Raw genomic sequence first — 21,710 nt, forward strand, 5'->3', positions numbered from 1 at the left:
TAAAATTAGCAACTGTTTTAACATTTTTTGTTAAATATTTTTTCTTGAATGAAAGGAATATTGATATGACAACGTTTGAGAGAATAAAAAATTTAGCAAAGAACCAAGGAAAATCATTAAATACCGTGGAAGAAGAATTGGGGTACGGAAAAAACGTTCTTTATAGATTAAAGACAACTAACCCCTCGGCCGAAAGGTTACAAGAAATTGCTGATTACTTTGGTGTCTCTGTTGATTATTTGTTAGGCAGAGAAGATAGAGACTCTTTAGCAGAAAAACACGGCATCTTCGCTTTTGACGGTGAGCCCGTAACCGATGAAGAAGTAGAATTTTTGAAATCAGTTCTTGCTGCTAAGCGTGCTGCTGAAAAAAAGTAAAGTGATGTGATGTGTATATGAGTGAGGTTAATCATCATTTATTAAAAATAGTAAATGATATGGATTTGGATTTGATCTTTGTCAATATGGATCGAAGCGGTATATATTATGCTAGTGAAAAAACAATTTTTTTAAGCAATAGATTACTCGAAAAGAATTCTGACTTTGAAATTTCACACGAGTTGGGTCATTGTATTAAGAAGCATGAAGAATTATCCGATTACTACAACGCTACTGACTATGGAAGACAGAAGCTAGAATTCGAAGCCAATAGAATCGCGATTGAAATTCTACTATATATTTGGTCAAACGAATATGATTTTGAGAAAGAGCAATTGAATGCGGTTAAATTTATGGAGTATTACAATATTCCGTGGACTTTAGAAGGATATGTTCGAGAGAGCATGAGCAATTACGCATAAAAAATACCCCTACCGAAGTTACCGCTCCGATAAGGGCTACTCATTTCTGAGATTGTACAAATATATTATATCAAAGAAATGAGGAAAAATAATGAAAAGAATAGTTTTCGGGTTACTATTTAGCACTTTATTTTTTGTTGGATGTGCATCGGAAAAATCTTCTGTGGCAAGTGGCGAGGATGTGGAATCTACAACTATTTCAAGTACCAAAGAAAAAATTGAGTTTAGTGTGTACCAACCTCAACATTACTTGGAAAACAATAATTTTAACTTGTCCGGAAAAGCTGATCCAGAAAGTAAAATAACTGTAAATCAAGGCAATGAATTAGTAAAAGAAATCGAGCCAACTGCTTCTGGGTCTTTTAGCATGACAGCTCCACTTCCAGAGACGGAGGATACCACATACGAAGTTTCAAACGGGAAAGAAACGAAAATAGTGATTGTAAAGTCAAAGGCGACATTAGAGAAAGTTGCTGCTGAGGCTGAAGCAACTAGAAAGAAACAAAAGCAAGAGAAAGAAGAAGCAGATAAAAAAGCTGCTGAAGAGAAAGCTGCCAAAGAAGCTGAAGAGAAAGCTGCTGCTGAAAAGGAAAAGAAAGAGGCGGAAGAAGCTGAACGAAAGGCCGCTGAAGAAGAGAAAGCAAGTTATGACACAGGTATTACTTATGAAAACTTAGCAAGGAATCCTGATACGTATATGCTTGAAAAAGTTAAATTTTACGGAAAAATCATTCAAGTAATTAAAGGAGAAGATGTTTCTCAATTTAGATTTGCCATAGATGATAATTACGATCAAGTTATCTTGATTGAAATATCAGAGGATCAGTTGTCAAACAATCGCCTATTAGAAGATGACTACATTGCAATCCGAGGTGTCTCTTATGGCGAGTATACTTATTCTTCTGCTATCGGCGGAGAAATTACAGTGCCTGCTGTAGTAGTAGATTCTTTTGAACTTAACTGAATAAAAAACACGCCCCTCTATCTTGGCGGACGAGAGCGTGCTAAGCAATAAACAAATAGGCTTATTTGCTATGCCTATTGTATCAAATTATAGGAGTTGTTAAAAGTGTGGATTGAGAAACTAGCGGATGGAAAATTCAAGTATGTGGAAAGATATAAAGATCCGTATTCTGAGAAGACCAAAAAGAAGAGTGTTATACTCACAAGCGATTCTGCTCAAGCCTCTAATAAGGCACGTAAGCTATTAGATAAAAAGATTAACGAAGCGATTAATGAGAAGAAAAAAGAGCGGATCATGTTCCATGATGCAATTGATCAATGGTATGAAGGGCATAAAAAGCCGCTTAGAAATAGTTCAAAAATGGCATATAACGCAACAATAAAATCAGTTAAGGGTATGATCAGTGCGGATGTATGGGCGGACAACATTGACGCTCCCCTTCTTCAGACTGTATTCAACAAACTTGATTACTCAGACGAGTATCTAAGTACAATAAAATCTATATTCAACATGGTGTTTGAATACGCTCGTAGAATGGGCTACGTGGATTTTAACCCAATGGCTGACGTGATTATCAAGAAGAGACCAAAGACTCGTGAAGACTTCAAGAAGCTTGAAAACAAATATTTAGAACGTGAAGAAGCGGAGAAGCTGATCGAAGAACTTTATCGTAGGCCATCAACTTATCGTTTGGCTAGACTGGCAGAATTTATGTTCTTAACGGGGATGCGTGTTGGTGAAGCTACAGCAATGCAGCCAAATGATTTCGACTTGGTTAATCGCCAAGCGCATGTAAATGGATCAATAGACCGAACTCAAGGATATCGCAAAGGTATCAAAGGACCTGTTAAAACAAATGCATCTTACAGAACGATCGATATCACGAAACGGACAACCGATCTCGTTCAACGAACCATTGATGAAGTGAGTTTGGATGCTATTGAGAATCCAAAATTTGAAAAACTAAACTATCTGTTTGTGACCAAAAATGGCATTCCAGTCCAAATCAATTCTTTCAACCTTGGTTTGAAAAAAGCTGGAGCAAGAGTTGGACTTGAACACAAGAATTTATCCTCACATATTTTTCGCCACACTCATATTTCTTGGCTTGCCGAAAAAGGATATCCGTTAAAAGCGATCATGGATCGAGTTGGTCATGAAGATTCCAAGATTACAAATCAAATCTACACACACGTCACTAGAAATATGCGCGCAAATATATTGGAAGATTTGGAAAAGGATGGACTTTAAACTACAATTTATTGCCCCCTTATTGCCCCTTTAAGCTATATGTAAAAGACAAAACCCGTTAGAGCCCTAGAGCCCCAACGGGTTTTTAATGAAATTATTTCACTGCGTCTTTAAGAGCTTTACCTGGTTTGAATGCAGGTACTTTGCTAGCAGGGATCTTGATTTCTTCACCAGTTTGTGGGTTGCGTCCTTTGCGTTCCGCACGAGAACGAACTTCAAAGTTACCAAAGCCGATTAGTTGAACTTTTTCACCGTTAGCTAAAGCCTCTTGAATTGTAGAGAATACAGCATCAACTGCTGCAGTTGCGTCTTTTTTAGTTAAATCAGTAGCTGATGCAACTTTTTCGATTAATTCTGCTTTATTTGCCATGGATGGTTTCACCTCCTGATATTTTTTTTGATGTCATACATCAACAAAAATCTTGAGTGGTCCAAGGTTTTTGTCAAATATTGATTACCATCAATATTCTGATATAACGTTATCATAAGAACCTTGTAATATCAAGGATTTTAACGTTTTTGACCTGCTTTTTTTTGGTTTTTTTGCTTTTTTCTAGAAAAGGACAGATTTCTTTGTAAAAAGAAACAAAGTATGTTAGAATTCTTATTTTCTTTTCCGAGGAATGATTCTGATTGGTGTTCCCTCAAAGGTGAATGCCTTGCGAATTTGGTTTTCCAAAAAGCGTCCATAAGAGAAATGCATCAGTTCTTCTTCATTGACAAAAATAACAAAAGTAGGCGGTTTGACTGCGACTTGTGTTGCATAAAAAATCTTCAAACGTTTCCCTTTATCTGTTGGTGTCGGATTGATTGCGACAGCATCCATGATGACATCATTCAATAATGCCGAAGGAATACGCATGTTTTGATTCATGCTGACTTCTTCGATCAATGCAGGTAATTTGTTCAATCTTTGTTTCGTGACTGCTGAAACGAAAATAATCGGTGCATAATCCAGATATTGGAATTCTTCTCTGATTTCTTCTTCAAAATCACGTAAAGTATTGGTTTCTTTTTTCAATGTGTCCCACTTATTGACAACAATAATGATCCCTCGCCCTGCTTCATGGGCGTAACCGGCGATACGCTTGTCTTGCTCGCGGATACCTTCTTCCGCATTCAAGACCATCAAGACGACATCCGAGCGTTCAATTGCCCGCATCGCCCGCATCACACTATATTTTTCCGTTGATTCATAGACCTTGCCTTTTTTGCGCATACCTGCCGTGTCGATCATCGTGAATTCTTGCCCTGTTTCACTCGTGAAATGGGTATCGATGGCATCGCGGGTCGTTCCTTCTATTTCAGAAACGATCACACGTTCTTCACCTAAAATGGCATTGATCAACGAAGATTTGCCGACGTTGGGACGACCGATCAAGCTGAATTTGATGATTGAATCATCCTCTTCTTCCGCTTCATTGGTGAAATGTTTGACTGCTTCATCAAGAACATCTCCAATGCCTAGACCATGGCTCCCGGAAATCGGATATGGATCGCCTAGCCCCAATGTATAAAACTCATAAATATCGGCACGCATCTCGGGATTGTCTACTTTGTTGACAGCCAAAATAACTGGTTTGTTGCTCTTATATAACAACCGCGCCACCATTTCGTCGGCATCTGTGACGCCTTCTCTGGCACTTGTAATAAAAACAATGACGTCTGCTTCGTCGATTGCTATCTCTGCTTGATGTTTGATTTGATCCATAAATGGCTCATCACCTAAATCGATCCCGCCAGTATCGATCACACTAAAATCTCTGCCCAGCCATTCACCTGTGGCATATATACGATCTCGGGTCACTCCTGGAGTATCCTCAACGATCGAAATGCGCTCTCCTGCTATCCGGTTGAAAATGGTCGATTTACCCACATTCGGACGCCCAACGATCGCTATTGTTGGATTTGACATTTTTTACCCTCCATTAAAAAAACCTGCATATAGAACTGCATGCGGTTTTGTATTCAATCTTACTTAGTTTACCTAAAGGAACGCAAAGTTGCAAGCTTTCTAAGCAAACAAAAAACCAGCTTATAACAAATTCAAACTTCGAATCGTTATAAGCTGTCTGCGTACGATTACTCTTCGTCGCTGTCTTTTAACGCATCACCTAAGATATCACCCATCGTGAAACCAGTTGACTCTTCCGGTAATTGGTAATCTTCTTCATACGTGTCTTCTTGTGTATCAGCCTTCTCATTTTTTTCAAGGGCTTTGATACTCAAGGCGATCCGATGTTCAGCAGGATTGACTTCAAGTACTTTCACTTGAACTTCATCCCCTTCTTGCAAGACTTCATGCGGTGTCGCAATATGTTTGTGCGAAATTTGTGAGATATGGATCAATCCTTCAACCCCTGGGAATACTTCCACAAACGCACCGAAGCTAGTCAAGCGTTTCACGGTTCCAGTCAGAACACTGCCAACAGCTGCTTGTTCTTCAATATCGTTCCAAGGTCCAGGCAACGTATCTTTGATCGATAGGGATACGCGTTCTTTGTCGGCATCCACAGATAAAACGCGGACTTTGACACTATCGCCAACTGACAGTACATCAGAAGGTTTGCCTACGTGACCGTGAGAAATTTCTGATACATGCACTAAGCCATCGATGCCGCCTAAATCTACAAAGGCACCAAAATCAGTTAAACGAGCGACTTTCCCTTCAATTTCTTGACCTTCATATAAATCAGCCAAAATGGCTTCTTTTTGTTTTGATTTTTCCGCTTCAACGACCGCTTTATGTGAAAGAATCAGACGGTTTTCTGAAGGTTCGATCTCTACGATTTTAAAGGTCAATGTTTTGCCTTTATATTCTTCAAAGTCAGCTACAAAATGATCTTCCACCATTGATGCTGGTACAAAACCGCGCACACCAACATCTACGACCAATCCACCTTTGACAACATTTGTCACAGGCGCTTCGATGATTTTGCCATCTTGGAAATCTTTTTCGATATCTTCCCAAACTTTCTTGGCATCTAAGCGGCGTTTAGATAGAAGATAGCTGCCATTTTCTTTGTCTTTACCGATTGCCGAGATCACAACCAATTCTAAGACATCGCCCACTTTTACTACTTCGTTGATGTCTTCAACAGGTGCAGTAGATAATTCTTTTGCTGGAACAACGCCTTCAACACCAGCGCCTTCGATCCCAACGACCGCTTGGCGATCTTCAATGGCTAAAACCTCGCCCTTTACGATATCCCCAACATTTACTTCTTGGAAATTATCTAAAGCAGCTTCCATTGATTCATTTCCGTTATCAACCTGTTTATTTTCAAAATCTGTCATCTCTCATGTCCTCCTAACCAACAATTCTGCATAATTGCACTACATCTTTTAGTTTAAATTAGAATGTAAAAAAAATAAAGCGATTTCTCTTATTTTCATAAAAAACTCTTGTGTTTTTTTCTTAAAAATCTGCTTACGCCAGTTTTCTCTCGATTTTCTCGATTTTTCTTTCCAGAAATAAAAAAACAGTGGGAAACGCCCACTTATTTTTTTAATATCCTTTTTTTGTCATCGTCTGTTTGATGGCAGCCACGACTTCTTTGATTGACATCCCAGATGTATCGATACGTACAGCATCATCTGCTTGTTTCAAAGGGGAAACTTCACGATGGGAGTCTAAATAATCCCGTTGTTGGATTTCTTCTTTCAACACATCAAACGTGGTATCGATCCCTTTTTGCTGATTTTCTTTAAAGCGACGTTGCGCCCGTTCTTCCACACTGGCAACCAAGAAGATCTTGACCTCTGCTTGTGGAAGGACCGCGGTCCCGATATCTCTGCCATCCATCACAACACCACCATTAGCAGCGATCGCTTGCTGTTGTTCGACAAGTTTCTTTCGTACTGCAGGATGTGCCGATACTTCAGATACAGCATTCGTGACTTGCGGTTGACGAATCGCTTCTGTTACTTCTTCTGCGCCAACGAAAACATCTTGACCTTTCTCCTTTGGCTTAAATGTGATGGGGTACTGATCAATCAATGCCGCAATGGCAGTTTCATCGTCGAGTCCACAACCGGTTTTTAATGCCAAATAAGTAATACTGCGGTACATTGCTCCTGTATCAGTATAAACAAACCCTAAATCGTTGGCGATGATTTTTGCAACGGTACTTTTGCCTGATGAAGCTGGTCCATCAATCGCAATATTGATTTTTTTCATTTGTTGATTGCCCCTCGTTTCTATACATTGACCCGTTTTCGGACCTTGATCATTGCTCACTCGTTTCTTTCAAGAAAAAAAACCGCCAAAGCGGTTTTTTATTTAATTCGTAAGGTGTCACCTGGGTATAGCATAAAGTTATTAGGATCGATGCCATTCAGTTGATATAAAGTTTCAACTGAGATACCATTACGAGCTGCCACTTGCTCTGGACCTTCACCAGATTGAACAGTCGTATATTGTTCAGTCGTTCCTTGATCCGTTTGCGTATTGTCATCAGCCGCATTGTTTTGCTCTTCAGAAGACGCACTGCTTGATGGCGTCGTCGCGGAACTGCTGCTAGAAGATGTACTTGACGAACTTGATGAACTAGACGAGCTTGATGACTCGCTTGTCGACGTACTTGAAGATGCTGTAGATGATTCAGTCGTCGAAGATTCGGTTGTTGAGGATACAGATGTACTTTCAGACGTACTGCTATCAGCCACTACTGCAGTATCATTGTTATGATTCAAGACCCAGATTCCTGCACCTACTGGAATTGCTACGATCAAAAAAAGCAACACTAGTACGATCGTCAAAAAGAGTGAATTCCCCCGTTTTTGTTGTCGATGTTGAGATCTTGATGCAGAATCTTCAGACTCTGTATCATATATTGGTTGTTCCCACGGTTCTTGATTTTCTGAATGGTAGTTGTTGTCTTTCTTGCTCACTCGTATTCCCTCCTATTATCTTTCCGATGTATTATACCATAGGTCAATGAAAACTGTCCTGCAAAATCCAAATCAATTTACATCTTTAAAGATTTTTAGTAAAAGACTTTGCCATGTCATTTTTTGATTTGAAATGATTGTTTCGTTTTTATGATCAACCACTAAGCCATCATTGTCGCAACAGGGATCGACTGATTGGGCTTTTTCACCAAAGTACTGCAGCAAAAAAGTCCTGCGACATGTATCTAAGTGAATATAACCTAACATTTCTCTCAATTTTGCTCGTTTGTTTTGTTCATTTTGGATGACAACTTGTTGCCACTTTTCTGCGCCTATCTTGCGGGATTTTTGCAGCCATTTTTCTTGCAATGGTGTCAATGCTGCTTGATTCTTATCTTGCCCACCAAGCAACAGATTGATTTGCTCCTGTGTTTCCCGCTGAAAGAAATAATGGATCTGCTCATCATGGGGTTGATACAGTAAAATAGCACAGCTTGCCAAGCCATCACGACCAGCACGGCCGATTTCTTGGCTGTAATTCTCTAAAGAATCAGGCAAATCATAGTGGATGACAAAACGGATATCACTTTTGTTGATGCCCATGCCAAATGCATTGGTTGCCACTAAGAGCTTTAATTGGTTTTGAGAGAATTGCTGCTGCAGCATTTTCCGTTGATCACTGGCAAGTCCACCATGATAAAATCCAACGGCAAAATCGTTTTTCAGAGACTGATAGACCTCTTCAACTTGATTTCGTGTCGCACAATAAATGATTCCAGCGCCATTCAAGCGAGCCAAATAGTTGCGTAGTGTTGCTTGCTTATCTGTCGTCTTCTCAACGATCAAGCCGATATTGCTGCGATTCATTGAATAGCGAAACACAGCAACCTCACCTTGCAAAAGATAGTGGCGGATATCTGCTTCCACTTCTTTGGTCGCTGTTGCCGTCAGTGCGAGTGTGGTAGGAGAATGCAGTTTATTTCTCGCATAAGCCAAATCGAGATATTCCGGACGAAAATCAATGCCCCATTGCGAAACACAATGGGCTTCGTCCACCACGAATAAAGCGATGGACACTTGGCTTAAACGATTGAGCACTGCTTCTTGCAATAGCATCTCCGGGCTTAAAAATAAAAATTTGTATGCCTTCAAATGGTCTAGCACATACTGACGATCCGCACCCGTCAGCTGGCTGTTAAACGCAATGGCGCGTTTTTCTCCTTGTTTTTGCAACCCGTAGACTTGATCTTCCATCAATGAGACCAGCGGCGAAACAATCACAACAAGTCCCTCTAACAGATAGCCTGGCAGTTGATAGCACAAACTTTTACCATTACCTGTCGGCATGATTGCCAAGGTATTTTGCTGTTGCAGCACACTTTCGATGACCTCTTTTTGACCTTGACGAAAGTTCGTCAATCCAAAGTAATGCAGTAATGCCTTTTCTAACATAGAATCCCTCTTTTTTGTGCAATTTGAAAGAGCCGAATCGGCAAGAAATCTGCAGCCAGCTGCTGCTGTAATACTTGATAGCGATAGTGCCATGAGGCTGCGGGTAATAGCTGGTATATTTGGCGGTCAAACCGCGCATAGGGAAAGTCCTTGTCTAGCAAGGCCCATTCAATCAAGTGGTCATTGACGGTTCCTTCTTTTAAATGTCTTTGGGCCATGATGTCCTTAACGGATAAACCCATTTGGAACAAACGCTTTGTTTCCAACATACTTTGATTGGCATTGCGCTGCAAAAAAGGCAGCATACTTTGATAGAGAATCGATGTTTGCTTCTCCTCGATCAACGCAAGAAATTGCTGGATTGCTACCGCTGTGTATAGTTGGACCCACGGTTTTTGTTGGTACTCATCCGGTACCAGCTGAAAAAAAGTTTTGCCCAATGTTTGGGGGCCTGTCAATGTCCCTGCCAAGAAGTCGGCAGTTTCCGCAGGCATCTGTTCGAAGGTGTGCCATAGTTCTTGAAACAAGTCATCCTTTAGGTTGGGGACTTGGCGCAATACTGCGCGCACAGGTTCCGTATACATCGGCGTGTTTTCTACCGGCACATAGTGATTGGTTACCCCTTGATAGCTAGCCGCTTGAGTCAATAAACGCAGCGCACGCCAAGAATCCTGCCAAGTTCTGCCGTATCGATAAAACGACGCCTTTTCAATGAGTCGTTTGTAGTGGGAAAGGTTGTCTGCCGTTGGCGCTGCAGTGTGAATCAACCCCGCTTGATCAGCCAGCAAATCGCCTTTTTGAAGCAACGTATCGATGCGCTGCTTAAATTCTTCCTCAGCCAAATCAGGGAGCGCTTGAAAGAGACCCAATCGGTCATAAAAACAGCCATAACTCAACACAGAGCTTGTACGTTTGCCAATCAACAATTGATAAAGTGTGGATGGCCGCAACTTGTCAGTATGCGCAAAGAGCGCTAAAATAAATACATCCATAAGTACCTCCAGAAAGGAAAGTCTGATGTCACAACGTTGTAAAATCGTGCCAGAACGGTGTATTGCTTGCGGGCTGTGTGCCCTCTATGCACCGAATATTTTCGATTATGATGAAGACGGAATCGTCTTATTTGCTCAAGAACCCACCGCCCGCCAACAGTTTATCATAGATGAAGAACAAGAAACAGTCCAAACCGCCTATCGCAAATGCCCCACACGCGCGATTCTTTTAGAAAAGTAAAAAAACAACCTGCCTTCCATCGTATTGTACGGCGATGATAGGCAGGTTGTTTTGTTTTCTTGCATTCGTTACTTTCGAGCGGTTGCATGATGTGGTTGTTTTCGTGCCAGCCATGGCAATAACTTCGCATGCAGAACCAAAAAGACCCCACTGACGATGGCTCCTTTGATTAAATTAAACGGGAAAATACCAATCGCTACATAACGAGCCAATGACATACCTAAGAACTGATCGGCATTCATGCCAAAGAGATGCAAGTATATCGGTGTAATCACAAATAAATTGGCAATACTCATAAATATCGCTAACGATAAAATACCGCTGATCACGCCAACTGTTTTGTTTTTACGGTGAATCCCTTTACGGAAAAAATAGTACATTGGCAATGTAAACGCGCAAGTTGCGAAGAAACTCGCTGTATCACCTACTAAATCGGTTGGCGAAAATCCAGATAAAAACAAATGCAATATTGAACGCAATAATGCAGTCAACACGCCACTTAACGGGCCAAAAAGAAACATCATGATCATCACTGGGATGTCACTAAAATCAATTTTCAAAAAACTGAATGCGGGAAAAATCGGGAAAGCAATAAATTGCAAAACCGTTCCCATTGCTGCACACATCGCGATTGTTACCATTTTTCTTGTCTTGTTGTTCATCAGTACAAAATCCTCCTAAGTTCAGGATTCCTCTTCAAACGAACCTATTAAATTTCCACTGGCATTTCCTGTCGGCGCCTGACAAAAAATGCCCTCTTTTTTCCACAGGGAAAAAAGAGGGCATTCGAAATAACCATAGGCAAATCAAATACGCTCTATCTTCTTTATCCAGACTATACTGTCGGTATCGGAATTTCACCGATTCAGCTATTTCTAGGAAATAGGTCGTGGACTATTACCACCGGTCGGGAATTGCACCCTGCCCCTGAAGACGAACCTTTATTTTATGTTACATATCTATTATACACAAAAAATAATGTTTGACAATTCTTTGGTTTGTTTAATCGTTATTTGATACTTCAAAAGCGAAAATGTCTTAGGTGTATCGAAACAGAAAATTTCCTAAACGTTTTTTCTCCTTACTACTCTCTCCCTCTTTTCGAAAACGCTTTTAAATACTTATCCATAAAGTAGTCTTTACGTTTTGAGTTATATTGTGTTATGAATCGAGGATGCTCTAATGGTATTATTTCTTCGAAAAACTGATATTTTTTGTTTATTCTATTTAAGAACTTAAAATTCTCCCCACTTCCAATACAATAACCAGTTGATTGGTCAATTCCAAAATTGAGCTGTTCCTCAATCGACTTCAAAATTAGTGGATACAGGACTTCCTCGATTCTCTTACTCTCATAGTAGTTATAGTTAACCTCTTTACCTTTCGAGTTAGTCTTTGTAATTCCTAAAGGACAAACAAATCCCATATAAAAATCTGAATAAAATTTTTCTCTACCACCATAGTTAACAATTACATTTTGCAGAAAATCTGATGAAGATCGATTAGCAGAAAAGCCTTTAATATTCAGTCCTCCAAGTTCGTTAAGATGATCTAACTCTTCAAATGGAACTCCCGTCACTGCTGTTCCTCTACGCGCAGGTGAACTCCCTAATATCATTTTTCTAGGCAGTTCGTCATTGTAATAATGTGAATAAAAAGAAACTACCAATTTATTCACTTGATTTTTTTGACTTTCTTTGAAAGGATTGATGAGGCTGAATCCTTCTGGCATACTAATTGAACTTTGTGAAAGTTGCTTGTTGAACTCAAGTACTTTTTCAGAGAATGTCTTATTTTCTACCATACTCACTTAGTCCTTTCTCGCTAAGTTTAATTAATAAACATTTATTGATTGTATACATTGGTAATCGTAGATAAGAATATTTCAGTATTTGTAGGATATACTCTGTCTTTTAAAATGAACTCTATGAGCTCTTGCTTTATTAATATTATTGTATCCAAACTTCGATAAGTATCAACAATCTATTTTTCAGAAATAATTATTTAATGAAAGTTTATGGAAATTAATTGAATAAACAGAAACTGAACTGATTGAATTCTATTCAATTTCGTAAAGCTGCTATAAGAATATTCTCTTATTTAATTTTGTCCTATAATAAAGAAGTGGATTTCTCCAATCCGTAAAAGTCTAACATTTTGTATAACATAGAGTTGGGCTAATATTAGCCCAACTTTGGGACTTTTTTCATTTTTGTTTGACAATTCTTTGGTTTGTTTAATCGTTATTTGACACTATTTTTCAGTTGACTGACTTCTTTTTTAGACAATTCGCGAAACTCACCTGGTCTCAGACCGTCTAATGTCAATGGTCCGTATAGTTCACGTTTTAGCTTTTGAACAGGCAGTCCTACAGCTTTCAACATATTCTTGACTTGGTGGTTACGGCCTTCATGGATCGTTAATTGGACGATGCTGGTTTGGGCCGTCATATCTGTCGATAGAATCTCAAAACGTGCAGGCGCAGTTTTTCGTCCTTCAATCCGAATACCTTTTGATAATGGCAGCAATTGCTTCTTGTCTGCAACGCCTTTGACTTTGGCGACATAGACTTTATCCACTTCATGTTTTGGATGCATCAGTGTTTGCGACAATTCTCCATCATTGGTCAACAACAATAGCCCTGACGTGTCATAGTCCAAACGTCCAACTGGATAGATCCGAGCAGTTATACCTTCAAAATAATCCAGCACAACTTTTCGTTTTTTGTCATCACTGACAGCGGAAATGACGCCGCGGGGTTTATAAAATACATAATATACATGTTGTTCTTGTTCGATCGGTACACCATCGACTTCTACGGTATCTTTGCTGCTGACTTGGACACCCAATTCTTTCACGACTTCGCCGTTGACCCGAACACGGCCAGCGGTGATCAATCCTTCTGCTTTTCTTCTTGAGGTGATTCCTGCGTGCGCAATCACTTTTTGCAAACGTTCCATCTTCATTCTCCTTCTACTTGTTTGTAGCGGTCATAAAAAAGATCAAAAGGGGCATCTTCTTCAAGTTCATCTTCCATTGACTGGATATCTGGCAACTCAGCCAAACTCTTTAAGCCAAAATAATCCATAAAATAATCTGTGGTGCCATATAAGATCGCACGCCCTGGTCCATCGACGCGGCCTTTTTCTTCAATCAACCGTTTTGCCGTCAACTTCTGCACTGACCCACTGGATTGGACGCCGCGAATCTCTTCAACTTCCATCCGCGTGATTGGCTGTTTGTAGGCAATAATCGATAATGTTTCTAAGGCTGCTTGCGACAACGAGCTGCCCATTGGCGACTCGGCATATTTTTTGAGCAAAGGGGCAAAGACCTTCTTGGTAGAAAGGATAAAATGATTGCCCACTTCTAAAATATGTAAGGCTGTCTGTGTGTTTTCTTGATAGCGTTGATTCAGTTCTTGCACTTGTTGATAGACATTTGCTGTACTGTCCTTGACGAGATAGCTCAGTTCTTCCAAACCGATTCCTTCGTCACCAACGACAAATAATATCGCTTCGATTTCACTAAATTTATTCATTCTCTGTACCTGCTGGATAGAGCATGATCGATGAAAAGTTATCGTTCTGCTCTACCCGAATCGTTCCTTTTTTCATTAATTCCAGCAAAGCCATAAAGGTAACCACGACTTCACTTTTGTTGTATGATTCAAAAAATGAATCAAAAGTCCGGCCTTTTTTGGCACTGACATGCGCCATCTCCATTTGGATCGTGTTCATTTTTTCATCAATGGTATTTTCATCTGGGGTGATTTTAGTTTCTAAGACTTGGCGATTTTTCTTTTTTTCAATCATCTTTTGAAACGCCATGAACAAATCGATCGTATTGAATTGATTGGCTGTCAAATGATCGTCTTGGGCTTTGTATTCATCCACATCCATTGGTTCTTTCGTGTAATACAAACTGCGTTCTTCTGCTTTTTCTGACAGTTGTTCCGCGGCATATTTATATTTGCGATACTCCAACAGTTGCGCCACTAAGACATCGCGGGGATCTTCTTCATACTCTTCGACTTCAACGGCCAATTCTTGTTTTGGCAGCAGCATCTGACTTTTGATAGCCATCAAAGTAGCTGCCATCACTAAATATTCACCGGCCACCTCAAGGGCCAAATACTTCATCGTATGGATATAGGCCATATATTGTTCAGTTATGGCTGCGATTGGAATATCATAGACATCGATCTCTAATTGCTTGATCAAGTGCAGCAACAGATCTAGCGGTCCTTCAAAGACAGCCAATTTAATATTGATTTCTTCCATCTTGGTCCTCTTTTTCTATGCACGGGGAAAATGCTGTTTGTAAACCTCTGTCATGCGTTTCTTAGTGATATGGGTGTATATTTGCGTCGTTGATATATCTGCATGGCCCAACAATTCTTGAACAGTCCGCAGATCAGCGCCATTTTCTAATAAATGCGTCGCAAAACTATGACGCAACGTATGGGGGGTGACATTTTTGTTGATGCCAGCTTGCCGAACAAGACTTTTGAGGTTTTTCCAAATGCCTTGCCGAGACAAATGACGGCCGTGATTATTGACAAACAGATGGGTCTCCTCCGTATTTTTGCGGGTCAGATAAGGTCTGGCGTCACTCAAATAGGTTTCGATCCACTGAATCGCCAAGTCACCTAAAGGAACGATGCGTTCTTTATCCCCTTTACCTGTCGTTTGCAATAGCCCCATACTAAGATGCAGATCTTTTAACTTTAGGCCGATCAACTCGCTGACACGTAATCCGGTGGCATACATGACTTCCAGAATGGCACGATCGCGAATACCTAATACTTCTCGTGTGTCAGGTGACTCAATCAAGCGTTCTACTTCTTTTAGACTTAATGTATCCGGTAATTTTTGTTGTTTTTTTGGCGAATCAATGTGCTGCATCGGATCATGATCCGTCACTCTTTCTTGGCGTAAGTATTGATGGAATCGTCTCAAACTCGACACCATACGAATGACTGTTGCAGAGGACTTTCCTGCAGCTTGCAAGCTTTGCAAAAAGGTCAATACAATCACTCGATCCACTTGCTGCCATTGCGTTACCTGTTGTGTGCTCAAGAAAGCAGCATACTGCATTAGATCGCGTTGATAACTGACGCGGGTATTTTGAGATAAACCGCGTTCGATCGTTAAATAATGCAGATAATCAATGATTTGTTCTTCCATCTCGCACCCCTTCGTTCAACTTTCTTATCATATCAAATTCTTGCCCGTTATGCTAGGTGGTGAAGGCAATCCCGACACAAAAACAAAAAGACCGACGCATAGCATGAAACGAGCGTGCAAGAATGGTCTTGCTGCAAGAATCCAACTATAGTTCGGTCACTGACGCATACGGACGTTGTTTTGACAGGGTTATGCTTTGTTCTGACAATTTTGGCAGACACCGTGAAAAGTCAGACGGTGGTCCTTGACTAAGAAGTGATACTTCTGTTCAACAATTTCTTCCACCTGTCCCAAGAGGTCTTCTTCCACCTCTTCGATATTGCCGCACTCCAGACACAATAAATGGTGGTGAAAGTGCTTGGCGCCTTCTTTACGCAGATCGTAGCGCGCTACCCCATCATTGAAACTGACTTTATCAACGATACGCAGATCGGTCAATATCTCCAATGTTCGATAGACCGTTGCTAAGCCAATTTCAGCGTTTTTCTTGCGCACAAAAAAGAAAATCTCTTCTGCTGATAAATGATCTTTCTCATTTTCTAACAAAACCTGCAGCGTGGCTTCACGCTGCGGGGTTAATTTAAAACCTGACTCATGTAATTGCTTTTTGGTCTTTTTCAAAGCTGCTGTTGTATTCATGGCTGCCTCCACACATAACTAATTTATAATTATTATAATCTAGGTAGAAACCACCTCGATGTTTATTGTAATCATTATAAATTAGAACGAGAAAAGATACAAGCATTCTCAATTAGGTTTTTTGATCAACTTTGTATAACCATCTTTTTGTTCAATCAAGCGCTGTTTGAATAAATTTCCGATTGCCCGTTTAAATTGGCCTTTGCTGATACCAAATGTTTGTAAGATTTCTTCTGGTGATGAGTGATCGGTAAAAGGAATTTGATGATCCGCAGCACGTTCCAAGAAAGTCAAAATCATAGCTGCATCATCTGATATAGCTTCATATGCGCGTGGTTTCAAGGATATGTTCAACACACCATCTGGACGCACACCAATCACTCGGCCTTTGACAACTTCTCCTAAGCGCGGTTCTTGGTAGCGTTCGGAAGGATGTACAAAGCCAACATGAAAATCTTCCGTCAATAGATAACTTCCGGCTAATTTCAAACGATAAATCGTTCCTGCGACGTCTTGATTTTTCATTGTTTCGTTGCCGTTTTTGCTAAGTGCTTTAAAGATTTTTTCATCTGCTAACGTTGCCCAAATCCGGTCTTTCTCATCTACATGAAGACTGACCATCAGACGGTCGCCTTTTTTGGGCCACAACTCTCTGATCGTTGGCAATTCATCTAATGAAACGACCATATCTTTGTCTTTCAAACCAATATCAACGAATACACCTAGATCCCGCCGACTGCCGGTGACGGTACCGAATGCATAGTGTCCTTTGCGGCTTTTAGGGATGACCGTCGTCATGACATTTTCCTGCTTTTGGTTTTGATAGCCGAACCCTTCTACTGCTTCACCTAAATGATGTTCGCCTTCTTCTTTTGCTAAACGGAATGTGACGCCGCTTTTTTGAACAAAATAATTTTGATCATTTTCATCAATGATCAGCCCGCTGAAAACGGACGCTAATAAATCTTTCATGTGTTCCTCCTTCAATAAAAGCCAATGTTCTTCATGGAAATACCAACCGAATCAATGCCATGGTGATGATTCCAGTCACAACGATTTTCATAAGATCTTTCGTATAATACCCAACTGCCAGTGCTGGCAAACAGGCCAATGTTTCTTTGATTTTTAATAAAGGCCACTGCCCTTCCCGAAAAACCAACAAATTCTGTACAAGCAGTGCTGCCAATATACATAGTGGCAAATAACTCAAAAATACTGTAAATGTTTCTGGAAACGCCATTTTCTTAGAAAAGATAAACGGCAGGACCCTTGGCACCCACGTGACGATACCGCAAGCTACCATCAGTATAACAAACTCACCCATGATGTGTCACCGTCCCAACCAAACAACCAGCAAGGGTGGCAATGATCACGGCGACTTCTGCCGTCGTCCATACCATACTGACCACCAATATCACCACCACAGTTGTCAAAATCAAAAGAGTTTGTCTGGTTTTTTTCTTCAAGGGCCGTTCTACTTGAAATAAAAACAAACCGATAAACATCGCAACTAATGCAAAATCTAATCCCAACAGTTCAGGATCAGGAATAAATGAACCTAGTAAACCGCCCAAAAATGTTGCAAAGATCCAACTGAGATACGCCATCAGATTTAGTCCATGGGTCCACTTGGCAGTCACAGGCTTGTGTTGCTGCAGCGCCGTTGTCAGCACACCATATGACTCATCTGTCAACAAAGAGCCGATACCGATTGCGGATAAGAATGGGGTTTGTTTGAAATAAGGCGCCACCGATAAACTCATCAAGAAATGGCGTAGATTCACCAAAAAGACAGTGGCCACGATCGTGGTCATGGGGGCATTGATCGCCAATAATGCGCAGATGATAAATTGTGCACTGCCGGCATAGACAATAATGGACATGATGATAATGTCCATAATCGATAAGCCAATGCCTTTTCCCACGACACCCATTGCAAAACCAATCCCTAGATAGCCTAAAATTGTTGGTATACATGCAATCACGCCATCTTCAAACCGATCATATCTTTCTATTTTTTGCACACAAAAACCTCCTTGAGCGAACGATTATCTTACATCATATCGAAATCAAGGAGGAGAAACAAGTGTTTTTCACATCTCTATGGTATCTCTAGGTTGTATGTGGCGATAAATTTGTGTTAACGAACGGTATGATCGTTCCCATTGCCTCTAAAATAGCCAGTTTTGGCATTCACAGTAAACAAATACATTGGCAAGGCCGAGTCTCCGGTTCCTTTTAGTAAACTGCCTTCTGCGTTGGTGGCATAGAAGTTGTAATAACCTTCCCCATCAACGATCCGCACACGCTCAAAGGTATAGCCGCCTTCAACTACATAGCCTCTGGCGATCGCTGTCGCGATGATTTTTTCTTTCACACCATCGGCCCAATTCCATGCACTGTTCGTGGTATCGGCCAAGTCGCTTTGACGGGCTGGAATAATTGGCTGATTATTGGTATTTGTAGGGGTATTCGGCGACAACACATATTCGTCTTCGGAAGCATTTTGTGTTGTGCTGCTGCTTGCACTTTGGGCAGCTTGAGCGGAAGCCGCTGCTTCAGCAGCAGCTTTTTCCGCGGCGGCTTTCTCGGCTGCAGCTTTCTCCGCGGCGGCCTTTTCTGCAGTTTCTCTTTTGGTCAAACTTGTATCAACTGTCTTGAGAGAGTCCGATAAAGTGGTCACCTCTGATTCAATTGGCAATGCTTGGACCTTCTTCATCAATTCATTGTAGTTCGACCGCGTGATACTGTCCGGTGCTTCCCCATCCTTGATCAAGGCGGTCATGCTTTTGACAGCATTTTGAACTTCTTGAATTTCTTGGTACTCCGTTTGTCCCATGGTGATTGCTTGATTGACCAATGTATCAAAGCCGTCTTTTTCATCTCTTTTGGCCATCGAAATAGCGGCTGCTTCTTTCAATGATACCTGATTCAATTGATCTTCAACCACTGCTGGTTCAGCAAAGTAGCCGTTGATTTCCTTCAGAGCAGCAATTTTATCAGCGATCGTGTCCGCTTCTGTTGCCAAATCTTGGTAGCGATCGTTGTCCTTAAAAGCAGTCAATTGCTGCTGCAATGCCTCTACAGATTCGGCAGTCACATCACTATTCAAATAGACATGGTCTTGGTCTGAATACATAGCATTCAAGGCTTGTTCGATTTGGTCTAAATCAGCTGTGTCTTGGGCAATTTGTGCTTCTTGCGCTGCAGTTTGCTGTTGTTGATAATAGACCCAACCACCGCCTGCAGCTATCAAACAAACAGCTGCTGCGAGATAGACGATTTTCTTTGATTTCTTCTTTGGAGCAGTTGCAGTATCAGTTGCTTGACTGTCACGCGTATCTGTAACAGGAGCGACTGGCTCAGCTGTTGGTGCTTCAGTTGGCAGCGTGCTGGCTGCTTTCGTTGACGTTGCTTGATCACTTTCTTCTGGTTCGTCTTTGACAGCTGATTTTGCATCTTCAGCAATGTCAGCTTGTTGATCTGCTGGCTCTGCATCCATCGAATCAAGGTCCTCTTCGCCTTTATGTCGGCGAATATAGGCGGATAAAATCTCGGCATCATGAGCGGCTAGCTGTTCAGCTTCCGTTTGTGCCTCAGTTGTCTCACTTGTCTCACTTGTCTCACTTGTATCCTCTTCTGTTTGCTTGCGGGCAAACAAAGGCGTTCCTGCATCCTCTTCAGAAACATCCTCTTTGGACTGAAAGCCAGTAACGCGCGTCGTTGTTTTATTTTTCTCATTTGGATCACGATGACTCTCACCAAATTGCTCTTCCATTTCACCAATCGACACATGTTTATAATCTGACCAACGAATATCATCATTCTCATTACCAAGAGGCTGATCACCCGTCAGTGCATCCGTTGACGTATCTTCTATTTCTGCCCATTTGCATCCGCAATTAGGACAAACAGGGGTTATTTCACTTGCTTGAAATCCACAATTAGGACATATCTTTTCCATTTGGCTGTATTTGCTCCTTTTTAACATCTGAATAAGGCGAAAAATTGAATTCACAAATTTAAATTTATCACATTCTACCCCATTAGCCAACACTTGCTTGGTTACGTTTTTATTAAGTTATCTTACAAAAGATCGTTTTTTTTATAACAAACAAAATCGGACTTTCCAAAGCATCGCTTTGAAAAGTCCGATAAATCTTGGTTTATTCCAAGAAATCTTTCAATTGTTTTGAACGAGATGGGTGGCGCAGTTTCCGTAATGCTTTTGCTTCGATTTGGCGGATCCGTTCTCTGGTTACCCCGAAAACTTTCCCTACTTCTTCTAATGTCCGTGTACGGCCATCATCGATCCCAAATCGCAAACGAAGGACATTTTCTTCACGGTCAGTCAACGTATCCAAAACATCTTCCAACTGTTCTTTCAATAATTCATAAGCCGCATGCTCCGCTGGGCTTGTAGCATCTTGGTCTTCGATAAAATCACCTAGATGCGAATCATCTTCTTCACCGATCGGTGTTTCCAATGAGACTGGTTCTTGCGCGATTTTAAGGATTTCCCGTACTTTTTCAGTTGGCAGATCCATTTCAGCACCGATTTCTTCCGGTGTTGGTTCTCTCCCTAAATCTTGCAGCAATTGACGTTGGATACGAATCAGTTTGTTGATTGTTTCCACCATATGGACTGGAATCCGAATCGTTCTTGCTTGGTCGGCGATCGCACGAGTGATTGCTTGGCGAATCCACCAAGTTGCATATGTTGAAAATTTAAATCCTTTGCGGTAATCAAATTTTTCTACGGCTTTCATCAAGCCCATATTGCCTTCTTGAATCAAATCCAAAAACTGCATGCCACGTCCTACATAACGTTTGGCGATACTGACAACCAAACGCAAGTTGGCTTCAGCTAAACGCTGTTTGGCTTCTTGATCGCCTTCTTCGATTTTCAGTGCTAAAGCAACTTCCTCTTCAGCAGTCAATAATGGCACACGGCCAATTTCTTTAAGATACATCCGAACCGGATCATTGATTTTCACACCTGTTGGCGCAGATAAATCTTCTTGTGGTTGGGTATCTTGTCTTTTTTCATTGCTCTTTAAGCTATGGACAGACGGTTCGCCATTTTCATCTACCACACTAAGGCCGGCATCTTCTAATTTTTGGATCAATTTGTCCATTGCATCAGCATCTAAAGTATATGGTGTCGCCAAACGATTGGTAATATCGTCGTAAACTACTTGTCCTTTAGATTTGTTTTCTCGAATGTATTCGGCAACTGCCTTGTCGTACGTTTTTTTTGTTTCTTCTGCCATGAAAGAAAGCCCCTTTC

The 21,710-nt window shown here is 40.9% G+C and carries 24 protein-coding genes and 1 riboswitch; of the genes, 5 read left to right on the plus strand and 19 right to left on the minus strand.

The features are described 5' to 3' along the window. Positions 1-65: 65 nt before the first annotated feature. The 4 genes from A5886_RS10975 to A5886_RS10990 all read left to right on the plus strand — a co-directional run bounded on the left by A5886_RS10975 (position 66) and on the right by A5886_RS10990 (position 3,014). Complete coding sequence (locus A5886_RS10975) at positions 66-377, plus strand: helix-turn-helix domain-containing protein (RefSeq protein ID WP_086275179.1); 312 nt, start codon at positions 66-68, stop codon at positions 375-377. A gap of 17 nt (positions 378-394) precedes the next feature. Further along, positions 395-799 (plus strand): ImmA/IrrE family metallo-endopeptidase, encoded by a 405-nt coding sequence (locus A5886_RS10980; protein WP_086275180.1) that lies wholly within the window; start codon positions 395-397, stop codon positions 797-799. Between the two features lie 91 nt (positions 800-890). Next, positions 891-1,763 (plus strand): hypothetical protein, encoded by an 873-nt coding sequence (locus A5886_RS10985; protein WP_086275181.1) that lies wholly within the window; start codon positions 891-893, stop codon positions 1,761-1,763. A 105-nt stretch (positions 1,764-1,868) separates the two neighbouring features. Next, the gene (locus A5886_RS10990) at positions 1,869-3,014 is read left to right on the plus strand and encodes a tyrosine-type recombinase/integrase (protein ID WP_086275182.1); all 1,146 of its coding nucleotides are present in this window, start codon (positions 1,869-1,871) and stop codon (positions 3,012-3,014) included. 94 nt (positions 3,015-3,108) lie between these two features. On the opposite strand, the gene hbs is transcribed toward A5886_RS10990, so the two are convergent. The 7 genes from hbs to A5886_RS11025 form a co-directional block, all read right to left on the minus strand. Then, positions 3,109-3,384, minus strand: a complete 276-nt coding sequence (hbs, locus tag A5886_RS10995) for a non-specific DNA-binding protein Hbs (protein WP_054116463.1) — start codon at positions 3,382-3,384, stop codon at positions 3,109-3,111. A gap of 234 nt (positions 3,385-3,618) precedes the next feature. Next, a complete protein-coding gene (gene der / locus A5886_RS11000) occupies positions 3,619-4,929 on the minus strand; it encodes a ribosome biogenesis GTPase Der (RefSeq protein WP_086275183.1) in 1,311 nt (436 codons plus the stop codon). A gap of 167 nt (positions 4,930-5,096) precedes the next feature. Continuing rightward, positions 5,097-6,311, minus strand: a complete 1,215-nt coding sequence (gene rpsA, locus A5886_RS11005) for a 30S ribosomal protein S1 (protein ID WP_086275184.1) — start codon at positions 6,309-6,311, stop codon at positions 5,097-5,099. A gap of 211 nt (positions 6,312-6,522) precedes the next feature. Next, positions 6,523-7,194 (minus strand): (d)CMP kinase, encoded by a 672-nt coding sequence (gene cmk, locus A5886_RS11010; protein ID WP_086275185.1) that lies wholly within the window; start codon positions 7,192-7,194, stop codon positions 6,523-6,525. A 98-nt stretch (positions 7,195-7,292) separates the two neighbouring features. Continuing rightward, the gene (locus A5886_RS11015; RefSeq protein WP_086275186.1) at positions 7,293-7,907 is read right to left on the minus strand and encodes an SAG1386/EF1546 family surface-associated protein; all 615 of its coding nucleotides are present in this window, start codon (positions 7,905-7,907) and stop codon (positions 7,293-7,295) included. Between the two features lie 72 nt (positions 7,908-7,979). Further along, positions 7,980-9,359 (minus strand): RecQ family ATP-dependent DNA helicase, encoded by a 1,380-nt coding sequence (locus A5886_RS11020; protein ID WP_086275187.1) that lies wholly within the window; start codon positions 9,357-9,359, stop codon positions 7,980-7,982. After that, complete coding sequence (locus A5886_RS11025; protein ID WP_086275188.1) at positions 9,353-10,351, minus strand: helix-turn-helix domain-containing protein; 999 nt, start codon at positions 10,349-10,351, stop codon at positions 9,353-9,355. Before A5886_RS11025 ends, A5886_RS11020 begins: the two co-directional genes overlap by 7 nt. 25 nt (positions 10,352-10,376) lie before the next feature. On the opposite strand from A5886_RS11025, the gene A5886_RS11030 reads away from it, so the two are divergent. After that, positions 10,377-10,592: a ferredoxin gene (locus A5886_RS11030; protein WP_086275189.1), complete on the plus strand. Its 216-nt coding sequence runs from the start codon at positions 10,377-10,379 to the stop codon at positions 10,590-10,592. 68 nt (positions 10,593-10,660) lie between these two features. Here the strand turns inward: A5886_RS11030 and A5886_RS11035 are convergent, their stop codons facing one another. From A5886_RS11035 to rpoD, 12 genes are all read right to left on the minus strand, one after another. Continuing rightward, entirely contained in the window at positions 10,661-11,254 is a 594-nt protein-coding gene (locus A5886_RS11035) for an ECF transporter S component (RefSeq protein ID WP_086275190.1), read from the minus strand. 153 nt (positions 11,255-11,407) lie between these two features. After that, a riboswitch (FMN riboswitch) is annotated at positions 11,408-11,531 on the minus strand. A 145-nt stretch (positions 11,532-11,676) separates the two neighbouring features. Next, a complete protein-coding gene (locus A5886_RS11040) occupies positions 11,677-12,396 on the minus strand; it encodes a uracil-DNA glycosylase family protein (protein ID WP_086275191.1) in 720 nt (239 codons plus the stop codon). A gap of 439 nt (positions 12,397-12,835) precedes the next feature. Then, the gene (locus tag A5886_RS11045; protein WP_086275192.1) at positions 12,836-13,552 is read right to left on the minus strand and encodes a pseudouridine synthase; all 717 of its coding nucleotides are present in this window, start codon (positions 13,550-13,552) and stop codon (positions 12,836-12,838) included. A 2-nt stretch (positions 13,553-13,554) separates the two neighbouring features. Further along, on the minus strand, positions 13,555-14,133 hold the full coding sequence (scpB, locus tag A5886_RS11050; protein ID WP_086275193.1) for an SMC-Scp complex subunit ScpB: 579 nt from the start codon (positions 14,131-14,133) through the stop codon (positions 13,555-13,557). Continuing rightward, on the minus strand, positions 14,126-14,875 hold the full coding sequence (locus A5886_RS11055; RefSeq protein WP_086275194.1) for a segregation/condensation protein A: 750 nt from the start codon (positions 14,873-14,875) through the stop codon (positions 14,126-14,128). Before A5886_RS11055 ends, scpB begins: the two co-directional genes overlap by 8 nt. A 15-nt stretch (positions 14,876-14,890) precedes the next feature. Further along, positions 14,891-15,781, minus strand: a complete 891-nt coding sequence (gene xerD / locus A5886_RS11060) for a site-specific tyrosine recombinase XerD (protein ID WP_086275195.1) — start codon at positions 15,779-15,781, stop codon at positions 14,891-14,893. 189 nt (positions 15,782-15,970) lie between these two features. Further along, complete coding sequence (fur, locus tag A5886_RS11065) at positions 15,971-16,420, minus strand: ferric iron uptake transcriptional regulator (RefSeq protein ID WP_086275196.1); 450 nt, start codon at positions 16,418-16,420, stop codon at positions 15,971-15,973. 108 nt (positions 16,421-16,528) lie between these two features. Continuing rightward, entirely contained in the window at positions 16,529-17,392 is an 864-nt protein-coding gene (locus A5886_RS11070) for a CvfB family protein (protein ID WP_086275197.1), read from the minus strand. Between the two features lie 31 nt (positions 17,393-17,423). Next, positions 17,424-17,744: an AzlD domain-containing protein gene (locus A5886_RS11075; RefSeq protein ID WP_086275198.1), complete on the minus strand. Its 321-nt coding sequence runs from the start codon at positions 17,742-17,744 to the stop codon at positions 17,424-17,426. Further along, complete coding sequence (locus tag A5886_RS11080; protein WP_086275199.1) at positions 17,737-18,444, minus strand: AzlC family ABC transporter permease; 708 nt, start codon at positions 18,442-18,444, stop codon at positions 17,737-17,739. The genes A5886_RS11075 and A5886_RS11080 overlap by 8 nt, the downstream gene beginning before the upstream one ends. 116 nt (positions 18,445-18,560) lie before the next feature. Beyond that, complete coding sequence (locus tag A5886_RS11085; protein WP_086275200.1) at positions 18,561-20,384, minus strand: cell division site-positioning protein MapZ family protein; 1,824 nt, start codon at positions 20,382-20,384, stop codon at positions 18,561-18,563. A gap of 202 nt (positions 20,385-20,586) precedes the next feature. Beyond that, positions 20,587-21,693 carry an RNA polymerase sigma factor RpoD gene (rpoD, locus tag A5886_RS11090; RefSeq protein ID WP_086275201.1) on the minus strand — a complete coding sequence of 369 codons (1,107 nt, stop codon included), beginning with the start codon at positions 21,691-21,693 and terminating at the stop codon, positions 20,587-20,589. Positions 21,694-21,710 lie beyond the last annotated feature (17 nt).

Source organism: Candidatus Enterococcus testudinis, from assembly GCF_002140915.1.
GTDB classification, from domain to species: Bacteria; Bacillota; Bacilli; order Lactobacillales; family Enterococcaceae; genus Enterococcus_D; species Enterococcus_D testudinis.